This is a genomic window from Burkholderia sp. Ac-20384, assembly GCF_017104605.1.
GTDB lineage: Bacteria > Pseudomonadota > Gammaproteobacteria > Burkholderiales > Burkholderiaceae > Burkholderia > Burkholderia lata.
On record NZ_JAAGPE010000075.1, the window covers coordinates 21,622 to 36,716 of the forward strand.

At 68.7% G+C, this 15,095-nt stretch carries 11 protein-coding genes; 1 reads left to right on the forward strand and 10 read right to left on the reverse strand.

Going from position 1 to position 15,095, the window contains the following annotated elements; translation table 11 throughout:
- Position 1: 1 nt before the first annotated feature.
- The 7 genes from G3O00_RS16965 to G3O00_RS16995 form a co-directional block, all read right to left on the reverse strand.
- Positions 2–424: a biopolymer transporter ExbD gene (locus tag G3O00_RS16965; protein WP_011354297.1), complete on the reverse strand. Its 423-nt coding sequence runs from the start codon at positions 422–424 to the stop codon at positions 2–4.
- Between the two features lie 13 nt (positions 425–437).
- Positions 438–1,349, reverse strand: a complete 912-nt coding sequence (locus G3O00_RS16970; protein WP_206143688.1) for a MotA/TolQ/ExbB proton channel family protein — start codon at positions 1,347–1,349, stop codon at positions 438–440.
- A gap of 69 nt (positions 1,350–1,418) precedes the next feature.
- Positions 1,419–2,096, reverse strand: a complete 678-nt coding sequence (locus G3O00_RS16975; RefSeq protein WP_011354295.1) for an energy transducer TonB — start codon at positions 2,094–2,096, stop codon at positions 1,419–1,421.
- Positions 2,097–2,121: 25 nt separating this feature from the next.
- Positions 2,122–4,455 (reverse strand): TonB-dependent receptor, encoded by a 2,334-nt coding sequence (locus G3O00_RS16980; RefSeq protein WP_206143689.1) that lies wholly within the window; start codon positions 4,453–4,455, stop codon positions 2,122–2,124.
- A 324-nt stretch (positions 4,456–4,779) separates the two neighbouring features.
- On the reverse strand, positions 4,780–6,096 hold the full coding sequence (locus G3O00_RS16985) for an MFS transporter (protein ID WP_206143690.1): 1,317 nt from the start codon (positions 6,094–6,096) through the stop codon (positions 4,780–4,782).
- Between the two features lie 173 nt (positions 6,097–6,269).
- The gene (locus tag G3O00_RS16990) at positions 6,270–7,745 is read right to left on the reverse strand and encodes a M81 family metallopeptidase (RefSeq protein ID WP_206143691.1); all 1,476 of its coding nucleotides are present in this window, start codon (positions 7,743–7,745) and stop codon (positions 6,270–6,272) included.
- Positions 7,746–7,931: 186 nt separating this feature from the next.
- Positions 7,932–9,377: a serine hydrolase domain-containing protein gene (locus G3O00_RS16995; protein WP_206143692.1), complete on the reverse strand. Its 1,446-nt coding sequence runs from the start codon at positions 9,375–9,377 to the stop codon at positions 7,932–7,934.
- Between the two features lie 350 nt (positions 9,378–9,727).
- Here G3O00_RS16995 and G3O00_RS17000 point away from each other — a divergent pair, with 350 nt between their 5' ends.
- Positions 9,728–10,906, forward strand: coding sequence for an alpha/beta fold hydrolase (locus G3O00_RS17000; protein ID WP_206143693.1), 1,179 nt, complete (start codon positions 9,728–9,730; stop codon positions 10,904–10,906).
- 15 nt (positions 10,907–10,921) lie between these two features.
- Here the strand turns inward: G3O00_RS17000 and G3O00_RS17005 are convergent, their stop codons facing one another.
- The 3 genes from G3O00_RS17005 to G3O00_RS17015 form a co-directional block, all read right to left on the reverse strand.
- Positions 10,922–11,995 (reverse strand): AraC family transcriptional regulator, encoded by a 1,074-nt coding sequence (locus G3O00_RS17005; protein ID WP_206143694.1) that lies wholly within the window; start codon positions 11,993–11,995, stop codon positions 10,922–10,924.
- A gap of 208 nt (positions 11,996–12,203) precedes the next feature.
- A complete protein-coding gene (locus G3O00_RS17010) occupies positions 12,204–13,448 on the reverse strand; it encodes a RhtX/FptX family siderophore transporter (RefSeq protein WP_206143695.1) in 1,245 nt (414 codons plus the stop codon).
- Between the two features lie 22 nt (positions 13,449–13,470).
- Complete coding sequence (locus G3O00_RS17015; protein WP_206143696.1) at positions 13,471–14,982, reverse strand: PepSY-associated TM helix domain-containing protein; 1,512 nt, start codon at positions 14,980–14,982, stop codon at positions 13,471–13,473.
- Positions 14,983–15,095 lie beyond the last annotated feature (113 nt).

Genomic DNA, 15,095 nt, shown 5'->3' on the forward strand with positions numbered 1-15,095 from the left:
CCTAGCTGCCGCGCGCGGGCGGCTCCGTGATGAACGACACCTTCTCGATGCCCGCCCGTTCGCACGCCACGATCACGCGCCCGACGAATTCATAACGCGTGCTTTCGTCGCCGCGCACATGCACGTCCGGCTGCGGCGTCTGCCCCGCCACGCCCTTCAGGCGCGCGAGCAGCGTCGGCGCATCGACCGGCATCGCGTTCCAGAAGAACGCGCCGTGACGATCGACCGCAATTTCGATGCTCGCGGGCTTGCTCTGCAACGGCTGTACGGTTTCCTTCGGCAGATCCACCGGAATCGTGTGCGTCACCACCGGAATCGTGATCAGAAAAATGATGAGCAGTACCAACATCACGTCGACGAGCGGCGTCGTGTTGATCTGCGCGATGACCTCGTCGTCATCGTCCTGACGGACACTGATGCCCATGGCCGCCTCCCGCTCAGTCGACCAGCGACGGTACGCGCGCACCGTTGCGCTCGGGCCGTTTGCCGCTAGCCAGCACCACGACGTGAAGCTGCGCGCCGAATGCACGCACCCGCTCCATCACGGCCTTGTTACGACGCACCAGGAAGTTGTAACCGAGCACGGCGGGTACCGCCACAGCCAGGCCGATCGCCGTCATGATGAGCGCCTCGCCCACCGGCCCCGCGACCTTGTCGATCGATGCCTGGCCCGCGACGCCGATCGCGGTCAGCGCATGGTAGATGCCCCACACCGTGCCGAACAGGCCGACGAACGGCGCAGTCGACCCCACCGTGCCGAGAAACGCGAGGCCGTCCTGCAGGCGGTTCGACACGTTGGTCACCGCCCGCTCGACCGACGTGTCGATCCACGTATTGCGGTCGACGGCTTCGAGCAGCACCTCGTCGTGATGCGCGCCGGCCTCGATCGCCGTCTCGGCAATGAAGCGGAACGGCGACGACGCATCGAGTTGCTGCACGCCCTCCACCAGTGACGGTGCGGTCCAGAGCTGCGCGTCCGCCCGCGTCGCACGCCGGTTCGCGCGATACTGCTCGAAGAACTTCGTCACCATGATGTACCAGCTGCCCATCGACATCACGACCAGCAGGATCAGCACGAAACGCGCAACGAAGTCGCCGCCGCGCCACAACGCATCGAGACCGTAGGGATTGGTTGCGGCGTTCGATGTGGCGTTCGATGTGGCGGGCGCCGCCTGCGGTGCGGCACCGGCGACGGCCGACGCCGCCGGCGTCACGCCGACCGCGCTCGCGACCGGTGCGGCCACCGTGCCTGTCTCCGCCCGCGCGTCCTGCGGCGCGACGAGAATCCCTGCCGTGCCACCGGCAATCATCATGCTGGCCGCGAAAGCGGCGATTACTTGCTTCGTCATGTCTGCTCCATTGATCGATCTGATTAGGCATCCGGCACGCTAGCGGCCGGTTTTCTGGCGGCGCACCGCTCAGTTCAGGTTGAACGAGAACGGCACCTGCACGCGCACCGCCTGCCCCTGCGAAATACAGCTGAATCGCCTCACCGCCGCGAGCGCCGCCCGATCGAGGATCGGGTCGGCGGACTGCGCGATGCGTTCGCCCGACACGCGACCGTCGACATCGACGACGAACTCCACCAGCACGTTGCCGACGATGTTGTTTTCCAGTGCTTCACGCGGATAGCGCAGCGACGCGCGCACCTGCTCCGAATTCGGGCATACGACGCCCACTTCGTGGCTCGGCGCCGCGGGTGCCGCCGGTGCGGCCGGTGCCGGCGCGGAGACCACGGGTGCGCTCGTGTGCGCCAGCGTCGACTGCGACGACGCCTGAACCGGCACCTCCGGCGGCGGCACGAACATCCGTGCCGGCGGCGCAACCTTCGACGGCAACGCCTTCACGATCGGCTTCGGCGGTGGCGGAGGGGGCGGCGGCGGCTTGACCGGCTCGATGATTCGCACGTCGACCGGATGCTGGACGATCTGCGTCACGCGATTGGCGAGACCGTTCAGCAGCGCGTAGATCAGCGCCGCATGCAGCAGCAGGACGGCCGCGATACCGCCGTAGCGGCGCACGGGATGGCGGCTGGCTTGCCGGAACGGGCGCGGTTGTCCGGCAAGCGTGCGGGCCGGGGCGGAATGCGCAAACATGGAAGCTCCTCGAATCGTCCGCGCGTCAGAACGGCGCGCTCAGTTGCACACCGATCGTGCGTGGCTGGATCACCGATGCCCAGACGTTGCCGCCCAGCGGCACATAGCTCGTATTGGCGGACAGCAGCCCTTCGCGATTGAACAGGTTCCTGACGAAGAACGACAGGCTCGCGTACCGCAGGTCCACGCCAAACTGGAGATCCGTCACCGCATAGGCAGGCAGGATGAAATCGGGCGAGCCCGTGGCGCCCGCGAAGCTCGCATGACGCTCGCCCACGAAGCGCTCGGCGGCACTGGCCGTGGCCGACCACGGGCCGAGCGGAAAACGCCAGCTCGCGCCCACGGATGCCGCGAACTTCGCCGTGTTCGGCAACCGGTCGCCCGCGCGCGCGCCGACGCTCGGCGCACCTTTCGTCAGGTACGCGTCGATCGCGGCGAGCGACGCGTTGAACGACAGCGCCGACGTCGGCCGCACCACGCCCGATGCCTCGAGGCCCTTGATCCGCGCATTGCCCGCGTTGACGAGTTGCGCGACGCCGTCCACCGCGCCGTATTGCTGGATGTCGTGCCATTCGATGTCGTACGCGGACAGCGCGACCGAGACGCGGTTGTCGAGCAGATCCGCCTTGTAGCCGATCTCGTAGTTCCACAGCGTGTCGGGCTTGTAGGTGGGATTGCCGGCGATCAGTTGCCCCGTCACCGCGCTGACCGCCATGCTGTTGGGGCCGCCCGGACGATAGCCGCTCGCGACGCGCGCATAGACGTTGCTTTTCGGCGTGAGCTTGTAGCTGGCGGTGAACATGTACGTCTTGCTCGTATCCGACGACGCGCCCGGCGCGGACAGCGGCGTCGGCACGAGCAGGCCCGACGTCTCCTGCCGGTAGTCCTGGCTGTTGTGCGCGATGCGCATGCCGGCCGTCAGCGCGATGCGTGACGTGGGGTTGTAGGTGACGTCGCCGTAGGCCGCGAACTCCTGGTAGCTACCCGTATAGCCGAGCTTCTCCAGATCACCGAGCGAGCGGCCGCCCGCTGTCGCGCGATACGCCTGCAACGTGGTGCTGTGCTCATGGTCGTAGTAGAGGCCCGCGACCCACTCCAGCGTGCGGTTGCCGGGCGAAGTCAGCCGCAGCTCCTGCGTCACCTTGTTGGTGCCGACGCTGGAATTCGGCGTGACGGTGCTGACGTCGAGGCCGCCCGCCGCAAGAATCGGCGCATAGAACGGTGTGAAATCGAGCGTCGTGGACGTGCGCAGCGACTGGTACGCGGAAATCGCATTGAGACGTGCCCAGCCGAAATCGTATTCGGCATTCGCTGTGTAGAACTGATTGCTCTGGTGATACGGTTCCTGCGCATCCTGCAATTTGGTCAGCGCGCCGTACGCGGGCCGGCCGTCCATCCCGTAGTCGACGTAGTTCTGGCCGTTGCTGTTGATGTTCTGAAGCGTGGCCGTGAAACGGAACGTGAGCTTGCGGGTCGGCGTCACGAGCAGCGACGCACGCACGCCGGTGGTGTCGCTCCGGTTGATGCGCGTGCCGGCGGCCGCGCCGGTCGCATCGACGTAACCCCCGTCGTGGTTGTTGAAGGCGGCGATGCGCAGTGCGGCGACATCGGATTTCATCGGCACGTTCAGCACGACATTGGTCGTGTTGTTGAGGCCGCCATGCCAGGTCGACGAAAAACTCGTTCCGACGGTGCCGAAGAAGCTCTCGGTATCCGGCTGGTTGGTCACGTATTTCAGCAGGCCGCCCATCGCGCCCGCGCCATACAGCGTCCCCTGCGGCCCGAACAGGATCTCGATGTGGTTCAGGTCGAGCAGCCCCATGTCCAGCGCCAGCGCGGCGCCACCGCCCGACACGGTATTCGAGCCGAGCGGCGTATCGTCGACATACACGCCCACGGTCGGCCCGACGTCCTTGCCGGCCGTCACGCCGCGCATCGAGATCGTGCCCTGGCCGGGGCCGCCGCCGCTGTCGAAGCCGACACCCGGCTGCGTCGACAGGTAGTCGCTCAGCTTCGTGGCGCCCGACTTCTGCAGTGCATCGCTCGACAGCGTGTCGACCTTCATCGGCACTTCGCGCGCAGGCTCGCGACGCCGGTTGGCCGTCACCTCGACGGAGTTGAGCGTGATCGCCGCGCCGCTGACGCGACCTTTGGCGCCGCCCTGCCGGTCACGATCCGCACCGGGCGCCGCGCCCTCGGCGGCGACGGCGGGCGGCGGCGTACCGGCGCCGGGCTGTGCGGGCTCGGCCTGCGCGCACGCGTCCGATGCGGCGAGAAACATCCGCATCACGGTTACGGCAACCAGCGTCCGCCTGAAAATCGTCGATTCCGCTACGACTCCGCCCTTCTTGCTTGCCATCTGCGACTCCCCTTGTCTGTCTGAACGTAAGCGGACGTGTCCGTTTTCCGCTGCAGTCCTGCATACGGACCGCCCGCTCGAATGACTCCAAGGTAAGCAGCCAAATCGGCCGCTGCTTTTGCGAAACGCCGAAAAACATTGGCTACCGTCCTCGACTGCCGACGCGCGGCAAATCGCGCGCGACGAACCTTGGGCGCGTGCGACGCGCCGCCGGACAACGCGGCAACCAGAACGGGATGCGGGAGAAAGTTAACGACGCGCGCCTTCCGTGCGTGCGTTCGCACGGAAGGCGCGTCAATGGCAGGAGAACTGCGTGCGGCGACGTTAAAGCGCCTGCGCGCCGACTTCGCAGGGCGGTTCGAATCGTGTGCGGAAGGTACGCAACACGAGACCCAGCAGGATCACGCTGAAGACAGCGGCCGGCACGCCGAGCCAGACGATCCCTTTGATCAATGCGTACGGTGTGCCGTCGAGGGCATCGGAGATCGCGCCGACGGACGGCACGGACATCGCCTGAAACGCGTACGTGACGAGCGACGACGTGCCGACGACGCGCCCGCGCAAGTGCGGCGGCGCGATGTCCTGCAACAGCGTCGGCGTCAGTGCCGCGCCGGCGATATAGGCGGCGATGATGCCGATCATGCAGGCGAGCAGCATCGCCGTGCTCGTCGCGAACGACATCGTCAGCAACAACAGCGCGGCCAGCAGCGCCATCGCGCAACCGATCACGACCGGCAGCAGCCGTCCCCAGCGCGCGCGCAGGCATCGCACGGCCAGCACGCTCACCAGCAAGCCGAGCGCCGATCCACCGCCCACCGCGATGCCGCTGTACAGCCCCGACCGGGCGACGTCGACGTGAAAGTCGCGGATCAGCGACACCGGCGCCCAGCCCAGGATCGCGCCCACGTAGAAGGCCGCCATCGCATAGCCGACGACCAGGCACGTCAGCATCCGTCCCGAGCGCCGCCAGTAATGCGCAAGCGTCTCCTGCGCGCGTGCGTGCGCGTCGGCCGTGCCGCCGCGCGGCGGATGCCCGACCAGCGCGAACAAGCTCGCGACGACCGGCCCGGGGATCGCGACGAGCAGGAACGCGAGCCGCCAGGGTTCGATCGACAGCGTGTGCGCGAGCGGCGCGGCCACGCTGAAGATCGCGCCGGCACCCGCGATCCCGAGCCCGGCGCCGAACAGCGCAACCGCGAAGAAGATCGTGTTCGCCGCCGTGCGCAGTGAAGGCGGAAACAGGTCCGGCAACATGCTGTAGACGACCGGCCCGAGCCCCGCCTCGCCCACCGCGAGCGTGAGCGTGCAGAGGAACAGCATCCAGCCCTGCGTGACGAGGCCGCAGAGCGCCGTCCCCGCGCTCCACACCAGCACGCAGGCGACGAGCAGCCAGCGCCGGTCGACCCGGTCCGTGAGCCAGCCGAGCAGCGGCGATGCCAACGCGCCGAACAGGATCGGGCCGAAGCCGACGATCGCGCCCAGGCTGGTATCGCTGAGCTGGAGGTCGCGCTTGAGCGGCTCGACGGCGAGCGTCAGCATCTGACGGTCGGTGATGCCGAGTATCGCGGCCAGCGCGAGCACGGCCAGCGCGAACCACGCGCGTGACAACGACGGCGATCGACCGGTTATTTCATTACGCACGCTGCGCCTCCTGCGCTGACGATCCTGTCTGCCCCGGCCGACGCCGGGCTCATTTCCGGCCGACCGAGAGAGCCGGCCTGCAGACGATAACCGCTCGACGGCGGCGAAACTTTCGCGGACGGCCGAAAGTATTCGGCTGGCGTCCGCGCGACTGCCCGACGATGCGGGCCGGGTCAGACCGCGATTTCGTCGAACGGCCACATCGGGCGCGTCAGGCGTGCGTAATCGTCGACCCTGAAATCGAGGCTCAGCGAACCCGGCGTGTCGCAGTAATAGATCGCGCGCGCCAGCGGGCCGAACAGCGCCTGGAAATGCTGCGTCGACTTCACCACGACGGCCCGGCAACGGCGCAGGTCAACGCCGAGATCGAAGAAGCAGCTCGGGCTGTAGGTCTGCTGCCGGACGGAGTTGACGACCACCCGCACGCCGTCGATCTCCAGCACGGCGGAAAGGCCCAGGCCGGGCCCGGGAAACTTGAACACGTCGTCGTGTTGCGCCAGCCCCGTTTCGACCGCGAGGACCCGGGCCACCACATCGAGTGGGCGGCCCGCGCGCGGGCCGCTCTTGCCGCCGAGGCGCAGCTCGATCGTCGCGCCCACGCCGGCATCGCGCGCGAACACCGCCGCGACGGGATCCCAGATCATGCCGATCGCCACATCGCGCAGGCCCCGCTCGAGGACAGCCTCGAGGATGAAGGTGGAATCGGAGCCGGCGCCGCCGCCCGGGTTGTCGGCCGTGTCGGCAATCACGAACGGCAGGCCCGACGCGTCGGGCGGCGTCGCTTCGATCTCGTCGAGAATGCGTGCGATCGGCAGGCGCAGCGCATGCGTCTCGTCGCGTACGGCCACGAAGCCGCGCGCCAGTTCGCGGGCATGCGCGCGGGCCGTGCCGGATTCGCCGTCGCTCACCACCAGCACCCCGGCGCCGGTATCCGGAAAGTCGGACCACGGGAATCCGTGGATCAGCGACACCGACAGGACCCCGTCGCGCCCTTCCCGATCCATTGCATCCTGGTTGAGTCGCGCCATGCGCGGTTCGGTCGTGAAGAACATGCCGAGCATCGGCACGCGTTCGAAGTGCATCGTCGGCCGGATTTCGCCACGCGCGGTGCGTTCGGCGAGATCGATCAGGTCGACCGCCCGTTCGTCGAAGTCGGTGTGCGGATAGTGCTTGCACGCCAGCAGGATGTCGCAATGATCGAGCATCGCACGCGTGACGTTGGCATGCAGGTCCAGCTCGACACCGATCACGACGTCGGGGCCGACGAGCGCGCGCGTCTTCGCCAGCAGATCGCCCTCGCAATCGTCGTAGCCCTGCGCCATCTGCGCGCCGTGCAACAGATACAGCACGATGTCGACCGGCTGCGCGGCGCGCAACCCTTCCAGGATCTCGTCGCGCAGCGTTTCATAGTCCTGCTTCGAGCACGGCGCGCCCGGTTCGGCGAACGCGAAGATCGAGGCGCTCACCTCGTGGCCACGTGCGCGCGCCTCGCGCACGAACGTGCCGTAGCCGACGAGTTCGTCCGCCTGCCCGTCGGGCACGCCGCCGGCCGGCCGGTACAGCGTGCGTTCCTCGAACGAGTGCAGGCTGGTTGGAATCGGGGAAAAGGAATTGGTCTCGTGCGCAAGCGCCGCAACGAAGATACGCATGGTCACTCCTGCTCGGGTTTGAAATATCGGTCGACAACACGCGCCCGGACGGGCGCGTGGATTTCGTGGTCGCATCGACGCCTGCTGGCCAGCCGTCGATACGATTTGCATGACGAAATAATTTCGTTCCACTGGATCTGTCGGCTTGCGCGTGTCGCAGTGGAACGGTATTCGCCCGCGGGCGCGTCAGCCCTCGCGGCGCAGATAGCGCAGGCGCGTATGCACGCCGTGCGGCCGGTCGCCGTCGCCGCGGAAGGACACCAGCGCCAGCCGTCCGTTGATGCCGCACAGCTGCGCATCGGTGGTGCCTGGCGGCGCGAACAGGTCTTCGGCCAGCGGCTCGAGTTCGAGCACGTAGGTCGAGCCGCCGTCGAACGCGTAGCGGGTCTCGCCGTCGCCCGTTTCCACGCCACCGCTCGGCCACAGCATGGCCCGCCGGCTATCGGCGTCCATCTCGGTCCAGTACGCCTCGACCGACAGCCGCTCGTTTCCCGCCACCGATGCGAGGCGCATCGGATAGTGCCGATAGCCGCCGGCATAGCGGGGCACCGGCCGGCTCGACGCGGCCCGCTGGAACGGCATCACGGCCTCGTGCCCGAGATGCGCGAGCGTCGCGAGCAATACCTGGTCGTGCAGCGCGCTGGCGCCCGGGCCCGTGCCGGCGGTAAATATCACGAGATCCAGCTCGGGGCAGACCGCGAAGCTCGACGTGGTGCCATACGTCGTGCCGCCGTGCCAGTACACGGTCACGCCGCTCACCGGCACCTTCCACCAGCCGACGCAGATCGGCGGAACGCACGGGCGCCCCGCATCGAAAGTCACGGCCTGCATCGCCGCGACCGTCTCCGGCGCGAGGACCTGCGTGCCGTCGATCGAGCCGCCCGCCAGATGCATGCGCCCATACGCGAGCATGTCCCGCACCGTGGAGATGGGCGTCGACCCGGCGCCCGCCAGCGACGGCGGCAACAGATACGCGCGCGTGGCCTGCAGCCCGCCGCCCGTCGCGTTCGCGAACACGCCCACCGCATGACGATGCAGGATCGCCTGCTCGGCCGACGTGCACGATTCGTTCATTCCGCATGGGCGAAACAGCGTTTCCTCGAGCACCTGGTTGTACGGCTTGCCGGCGAGCACCTCGATCAGCCGCGCGGCAACCACGAAGCCGGCGTTCGAATAGTGGATCGTCTCGCCCGGCTCGAACAGTGCCCCGAAGCCGGCCAGCCGCTCCACGAAATCGCGGGTCGCGCCCGGCCCGGCTTCGGCCATCGGGCTGAAACTGTCGGCATCGATGCCGTTCGTGTGATTGAGCAGATGCCGCACGCACAGGCGTTGCGCGTGCGCCGGATCGACCAGCGTAAACGACGGCAGATGCGCGACCACGGGATCGTCGAGGCCGATACGCCCCGCCTCGACGTAACGCATCAGCAGGTGCGACGTCATCACTTTGGTTACCGAACCGATCTGCAAGCGCGTATCGACGGTCATCTCCGCGCCCGTGTTCAGGTTCGCGATGCCGCGCGCCAGTTCGATCTGTTCGCCCCGGTGCCAGACGCCGGCGACATAACCGGCCGTGGCCTGACCGGTCACGGCGTTCGCAAGCAGGTCGTCTAGCTGGTGCTTCAGGATTTGCATAGCCGGATTCCATGGTAAGAAAATGGGCGTCGCCGGGTGCCGCGACAACAATGGCGGCCGGCACGCATGTCGCCAATGTAACGACGTTCCGCCCGACATCCTTTTGCCAGCGGCCGGAATGCTTTTGCGTGCGACTGTCGCTCGCGTGCCCGGCACGCACCACCGATGCCGGCCGCCCGCGCCGAATGCACGCCGCGTCGAGATGCACGAAAGCGCGGAGGCACGCGACAGTTCCCCGGCGGGCAGCGAAAGCACACCATCGATGCGTCGGGTATGGTGTGAAGTCCATCGGACGGCTCGCCATCACGCGTCGCCGTTTCTTCATGTACTGGCGGAATCGGGGAATTCCAATGTTCAAATGGCTTCCGGCCTTCCTGAGCCGCGACTGGGCGGGCCTGCCCATCGCGTTCGCGATCGGCGTCGCGGGCGGCGGGTTCGTCCGCGCCGGCCTGCCCGTGTCGGGCGGCATACTGATCGTCGCCGGCATCGCGCTCGCGGCCGGCTCGCTCCATCACCTCGCGTTCCTGGCCCGCATGCGCCGGGCCTGCCCGCCGCCGGGCACGCTCGTGGATGTCGGCGGCCATCGCATCCACGTCCTCGCGGAAGGCCGTGCGAACGACCTGCCGCCGATCGTCTGGATGTCGGGTGCGCACATGGGCGGCCTCGTCCTCCATCACCTGCATCTGGCCTGTCGCGACACCACACGCTCGATCCTGATCGACCGGCCCGGCAGCGGCTGGAGCGACGCCGGCCCCTATCCGCGCTCGACCGCGCGCGAGGCGGAAGAAGTGGTCGAAGCATTGCACCGTGCAGGCGAACACGGGCCGTTCGTGTTCGTCGGCCATTCGTTCGGCGGCCTGCTCGTCGCCAACCTCGTGCGCCGCCATCCGCATCTCGCCTGCGGCCTCGTCCTGCTCGATGCAACCCATCCCGACTTCTTCAACTACGCGCCGCCATGCCTGCGCCCCACCGCCATGACGGTAGCCGGCAACCTGAGCGGCCTGCTGCATCTGTTCGGTATCCACATCGATCTCGTCGACGTGCTGGGCCGCCGTCAGCCCGCCGTCAAGCGGTTGCTCGACCTCGTCGAGAGCCGGCTCCCCGAAGCGCTGGCACTGGGCGCCATGCGCATCGAGATGCACGCGCGTGCCGGGTTCAGCGCCGCGTCCAGCCTCGCCGAACTGGGTGTCGCGCGCAGCGCGCACGCGGGCTTCGACACGCTGGTTCACGACGGCGAACTCGGCGCCCTGCCGGTGTTCGTCGTCACCCCGCGCGACGCATCGGAGATGCGGCCCGAGCAGGCCACCGAGAGAGACAAGCTGTATCGCCGCATGGGCGTGGACGAAGCCGGCTTCGAGCGCTATCTCGCGCTGATGAGCGCGTCGCGCGGCCGCTATGTATCGACGTCGTCGCGAAGCGAACTGATCCACGCGCCGGTGGGCGACGGACACAATTTCCCGTACGAATCGCCGGATTTCGTGGTGCAGGTGGTTGGCCGCATGCTGCGCATGCGCGCGTGCGTCGCCTGACGCGCGCACCCACGCTCAATCGACGGTCGGCACGCGGTCGGCCATGACCGCCCCGCCGCGCGCACGCAACTCGCGCGGCGACATGCCGAAGCGTTTCTGGATGGCGACGGAGAAGCTGCTCGGATGGTTGTAGCCCACCGCGTACGCAACGTCGGTGACCGGCACACCCGGCTCGCGCAGGAGCCGCAGCGCCTGCTGCATGCGCAGTTCGTGCGCGTATTCGTGCACGCTCTTGCCGAGCAGCGTGCGAAATCCCGCGCACAGGCTGCTACGGCTCAGCCCGACCTGGCGCGACAGCACATCGAGCGAAGGCGGCGCCGCGAAATGCTCCTCCAGCACCGACTGCGCTTTCGACACCGCACGCCGCGTCATGCGGCTCACTTCGCCGTGGCCGGCTTCGTCGCCGGCGTGGCGCGTGGCATCGGATACCGAATCGATCGCGCGCGCCACGATCTCGAGGCCGCGCCCGTGCAGATAGATCGACCGGCTGCGACCGTCGAGCGAGCAGTCGCCGATGTCCCGCAGGCACTCGAACAGCGCCGGTGAAATCGGCCCCGCATGCATGAACGATTCCGTCAGCGTGCCCTCGACGAAATGTCGCAACGGCAGCGGCAGCGCCTCTTCCGCGCCGGCATAGAGCGCGCTGAGCGCACTGCGGTGCAGGCAAATGCTCGTCACCTGGTGATGACCCCGCTCGGTCACGTCGCCCGCCGGCATGCCATCGGGCTCGGCGACCAGCACCATCGACGGGCCGTCGAGGCTGATCTCGCGCCCGCCCACCGCATACGACGCCGCTCCGCCACGACCGACGCGGATACGCAATGTGTTCTGTCCGCGCGTGCGCCGCCGCACCACGCCCGCGAAGCTGACGTCGACGGAAGTCATCCAGAAAGCCGGCGATTGCGCGTGGAATTCGGTCTGGCCGTCCGCATAGGCGTTCGCGTATTCGACGCGATAGTGATGCCCGTTGCCGATCTGGCGGATCACCGTGGACGGGAAATCCGGCACCGACGGATTCGCGGGCGGCACGGCCAGTTCGCGACTCAGCGAATCGTAATCGAGATACGGGGAATAGAGGTTCTGCAACATCGGCGCGGGACTCCGGTGGCTGCCCGCGTCCGGCCCGGAAGCGGGGCGCGATTCTCACGATCGCGGCAACGCTTCCTTATATCAAGCCGGAAATACGACGCAAAGAACATGTTTACCCCCGCATCCGGCCGCTGCCGGCAGGTCCGCCGATGCGGCAGGCCGAGTCGATGCGCGATGCCGACACCCGTCATGCAGCGCCAACGTGCCGCTACGCAAGCACGTCGCCCGCCACCCCGCGCTGCGCCGCCTCCCGCCGCCGCAACCGCATCGCGATCAACGCGGCCAGCACCGCCAGCGCCACACCGGCCAGGAACCCGCCCGTATATCCCACCTTCGCGGTGAGCGACAAAATCGTCGACGACGCGATCAGCTCGCCGAGGTCGCGCGTGCTCTGCACGGCCGTCACGTCGGTGCCGGCCTGGTCGCTGCCGCCCGCGAAGCGCATGCCGGCCGTCATGATCGACACCGACGTGATTCCGGTCGCCAGCGAGCCGAGTACCGTGCACAGCCACGCCCACGACGACGATACCGGCAGCCACCCGCTCGCCTGCGCGAACCACAGCAGCGCGGCCGCGCCCGCGCAGCTCACGCCGGCCGTAAACGCCGGCCACAACCCGAGCCGCCGGACGAGCCACGCGCCGCCGCCGCAACCGAGCACGACCGTCACGATGCCGCCGGCCATCCCGAGTTTCCCGATCGCGTCGAGCGTCCAGCCCGCGTCGTTGAGAAACAGCTTCGACAGGCCGAAGCCCGATACGGCCGTCATCGCCGACAGCAGCGCGAGCGACAGCAGCGACCACGAACGCGGCCGCTTCGCGAAACGCACGAGGCTCGCATTGTGTTCGGCTTGCACGCGTGCGCGATCCGCATCGCGCGGCAGCACCCACAGCACGCACGCCAGGCTCGCGAGCGGCACGGCGGCCAGCGCGAGAAACGCGGCGCGCTGGCCGAACAGGCCGATCAGCGTCAACGTGCCGGCGCCGCCGCCGAAGAAGCCGATCATCACGCCCGCGATCTGGATCGCGTTGATCTTCGCGAGCGTGTCGCCGCTGAAGTGCTCGGCGGCCATCCCGTCGTTCGCGATGTCCTGCGTCGCGCTCGCGAGCGACGCGACGGCCAGCAGGCCGACCGCCCACCCGGCCGTCGCAACCGTCATGCCGATCTGCGCGAGGCTGCCGAGGCACAGCACGACGAGCGTCTGCATCGGCAGCATCCAGCTGCGCCGCCGGCCGATGCGCGGCGACCAGCGGTTGTCGACGACGGGCGCCCACAGGAATTTCACGACCCACGGCAAACCGACGAGCGGCAGGAACGCCAGTGCGTGAAGCGGCGCGCCGTCGTGGCGCAGCAGGGTCGGCATCGCATCCATCGCAATGCCGATCGGGATTCCCTGTGACAGGTAAAGCAGCGTGATCGTAATGACCAGGCGGCGATGTTCGAGCAGATCGCGCATCGAAGTCTCCAGTTGCATGACATTAAAAAGGTTCGGCGCCGGCCGGTACGCGCGCGGGCCGCATCGCATCACGGCGTGGACGACGCGCGGCACGCAGCAGCAACGCGCCGAATGCGACGAGTGCCGCGTCGATCGGCCAGTACACGGGCTCGCCCGCGCCGAGCAGCGCGATCGCGCAGTGCGTCACGCCGGCCAGCGCGTAAGCGGTACCGGCCGCGCGCATCAGCCTGCGCAGCCATGCCGCGCGATCGGCCACACAGGCCGCAAGCGCGACCGCGCCGCCCCACACGGCCCAGAACAGCATCGCGAGTACATGGTCGACATGCACGCCATCGGGCAACGCACGCCCTGCGAGCAGCAGCACGCCGCCCGCGAGCACGAGCCCGCCGCAGGTGCCGACCGCGACCGCGGCCAGCACGTTCGCGGCGCGATCCTGCTGCGCGCGCCGCCGCTCGATCCACAGATGCAGCCCGGTTGCGCACAACGCGCACGCGGCGAGCCCCATCAGGAAATGCACGACACGCAGCACACCGCCCATCGCCCCCACCCAGCCGTACTGCGCGAAGTGCAGCGGCTGCACCGCGATGAATGCGCGCAGCCAGAAGCCGCGGCCGCGCGACGTGGCATCCGCGAGCCATTGCCCGTCCGCCGCGCGGTACAGGTGACGCTCGAACACCGCCGTACTCGGCAGGCCGGCCGTCGTGCCGGCAATCTCGACGCGCGCGTTCGCATCGCCCCAGCCGTGCAGCACGATCGCTTCTGGCCGGAAATCCGGCATGCTTGCCGCGTCGCGCCGCAGCAACGCATCGAGATCGGGCGCGCGTTGCCACGCGCCGCCGGCGGCGGCAGGCGGCGGCCCGCCGAGCAGTTCAGCGAACGCACGCTGCGGCTGCCCCGGATACGCGACACCCGCGAGCGACACCGTGCCGAGCGCGCCGAGCCCCGACAACGCGCCGGTGAACGCGAACAGCACGAGCCATGGCGAACTCCACAGGCCGATCCACGCGTGCAGATCGAACAGCGCGGCGCGCAACCCTTTGCCGCGCCGGATGCGCGCCGCGTCGGGCCAGCGCCGGTGATGCACGACCACGCCCGCGACGATGAGCACGAGCAGCACGATGCCCCACAGGCTCACGAAGATGCGCCCGGGGAAGCCGGCGAACAGCGTCTTGTGCAGCGTGACGAGCAACGCCGCGCGTCCGCCGTCGGCGAGCCGTTCGCCCGTCGCCGGGTCGAGCGCCAGCGTGCATGCCTGGCGCGCATCGCAGAAGCGGATCGCCGGATCGTCCGGTTGCGGCAGCACGATGCGCGCATCGCGCAACGGCACGCCGAGCGCCGCGGCACGCGCGACGAGTTCGTTCATCGGCAGCGACGGCCGCGCGACAGCGATCGACGATGGCCGCCACCAGCCCGGCATCGAATCGGTCGCGAGGCTCCACGTGCCGCTGAACAGCACGACGAACAGCACCACGCCGAACAGCGCCCCGGCGCCGCGATGCAGCGCGCGCCAGCGCGAACGCAATGACGCGTCCATGTCAGCGCCCTCCCCAGAACATCGCGCACGGCACGAGCACCGCGAGCCACGCAGCCGCACGCCACGCCGCCTGCCGCCGCCCGGGCGCGACGAGCACCCACAGCAGCGCGGCG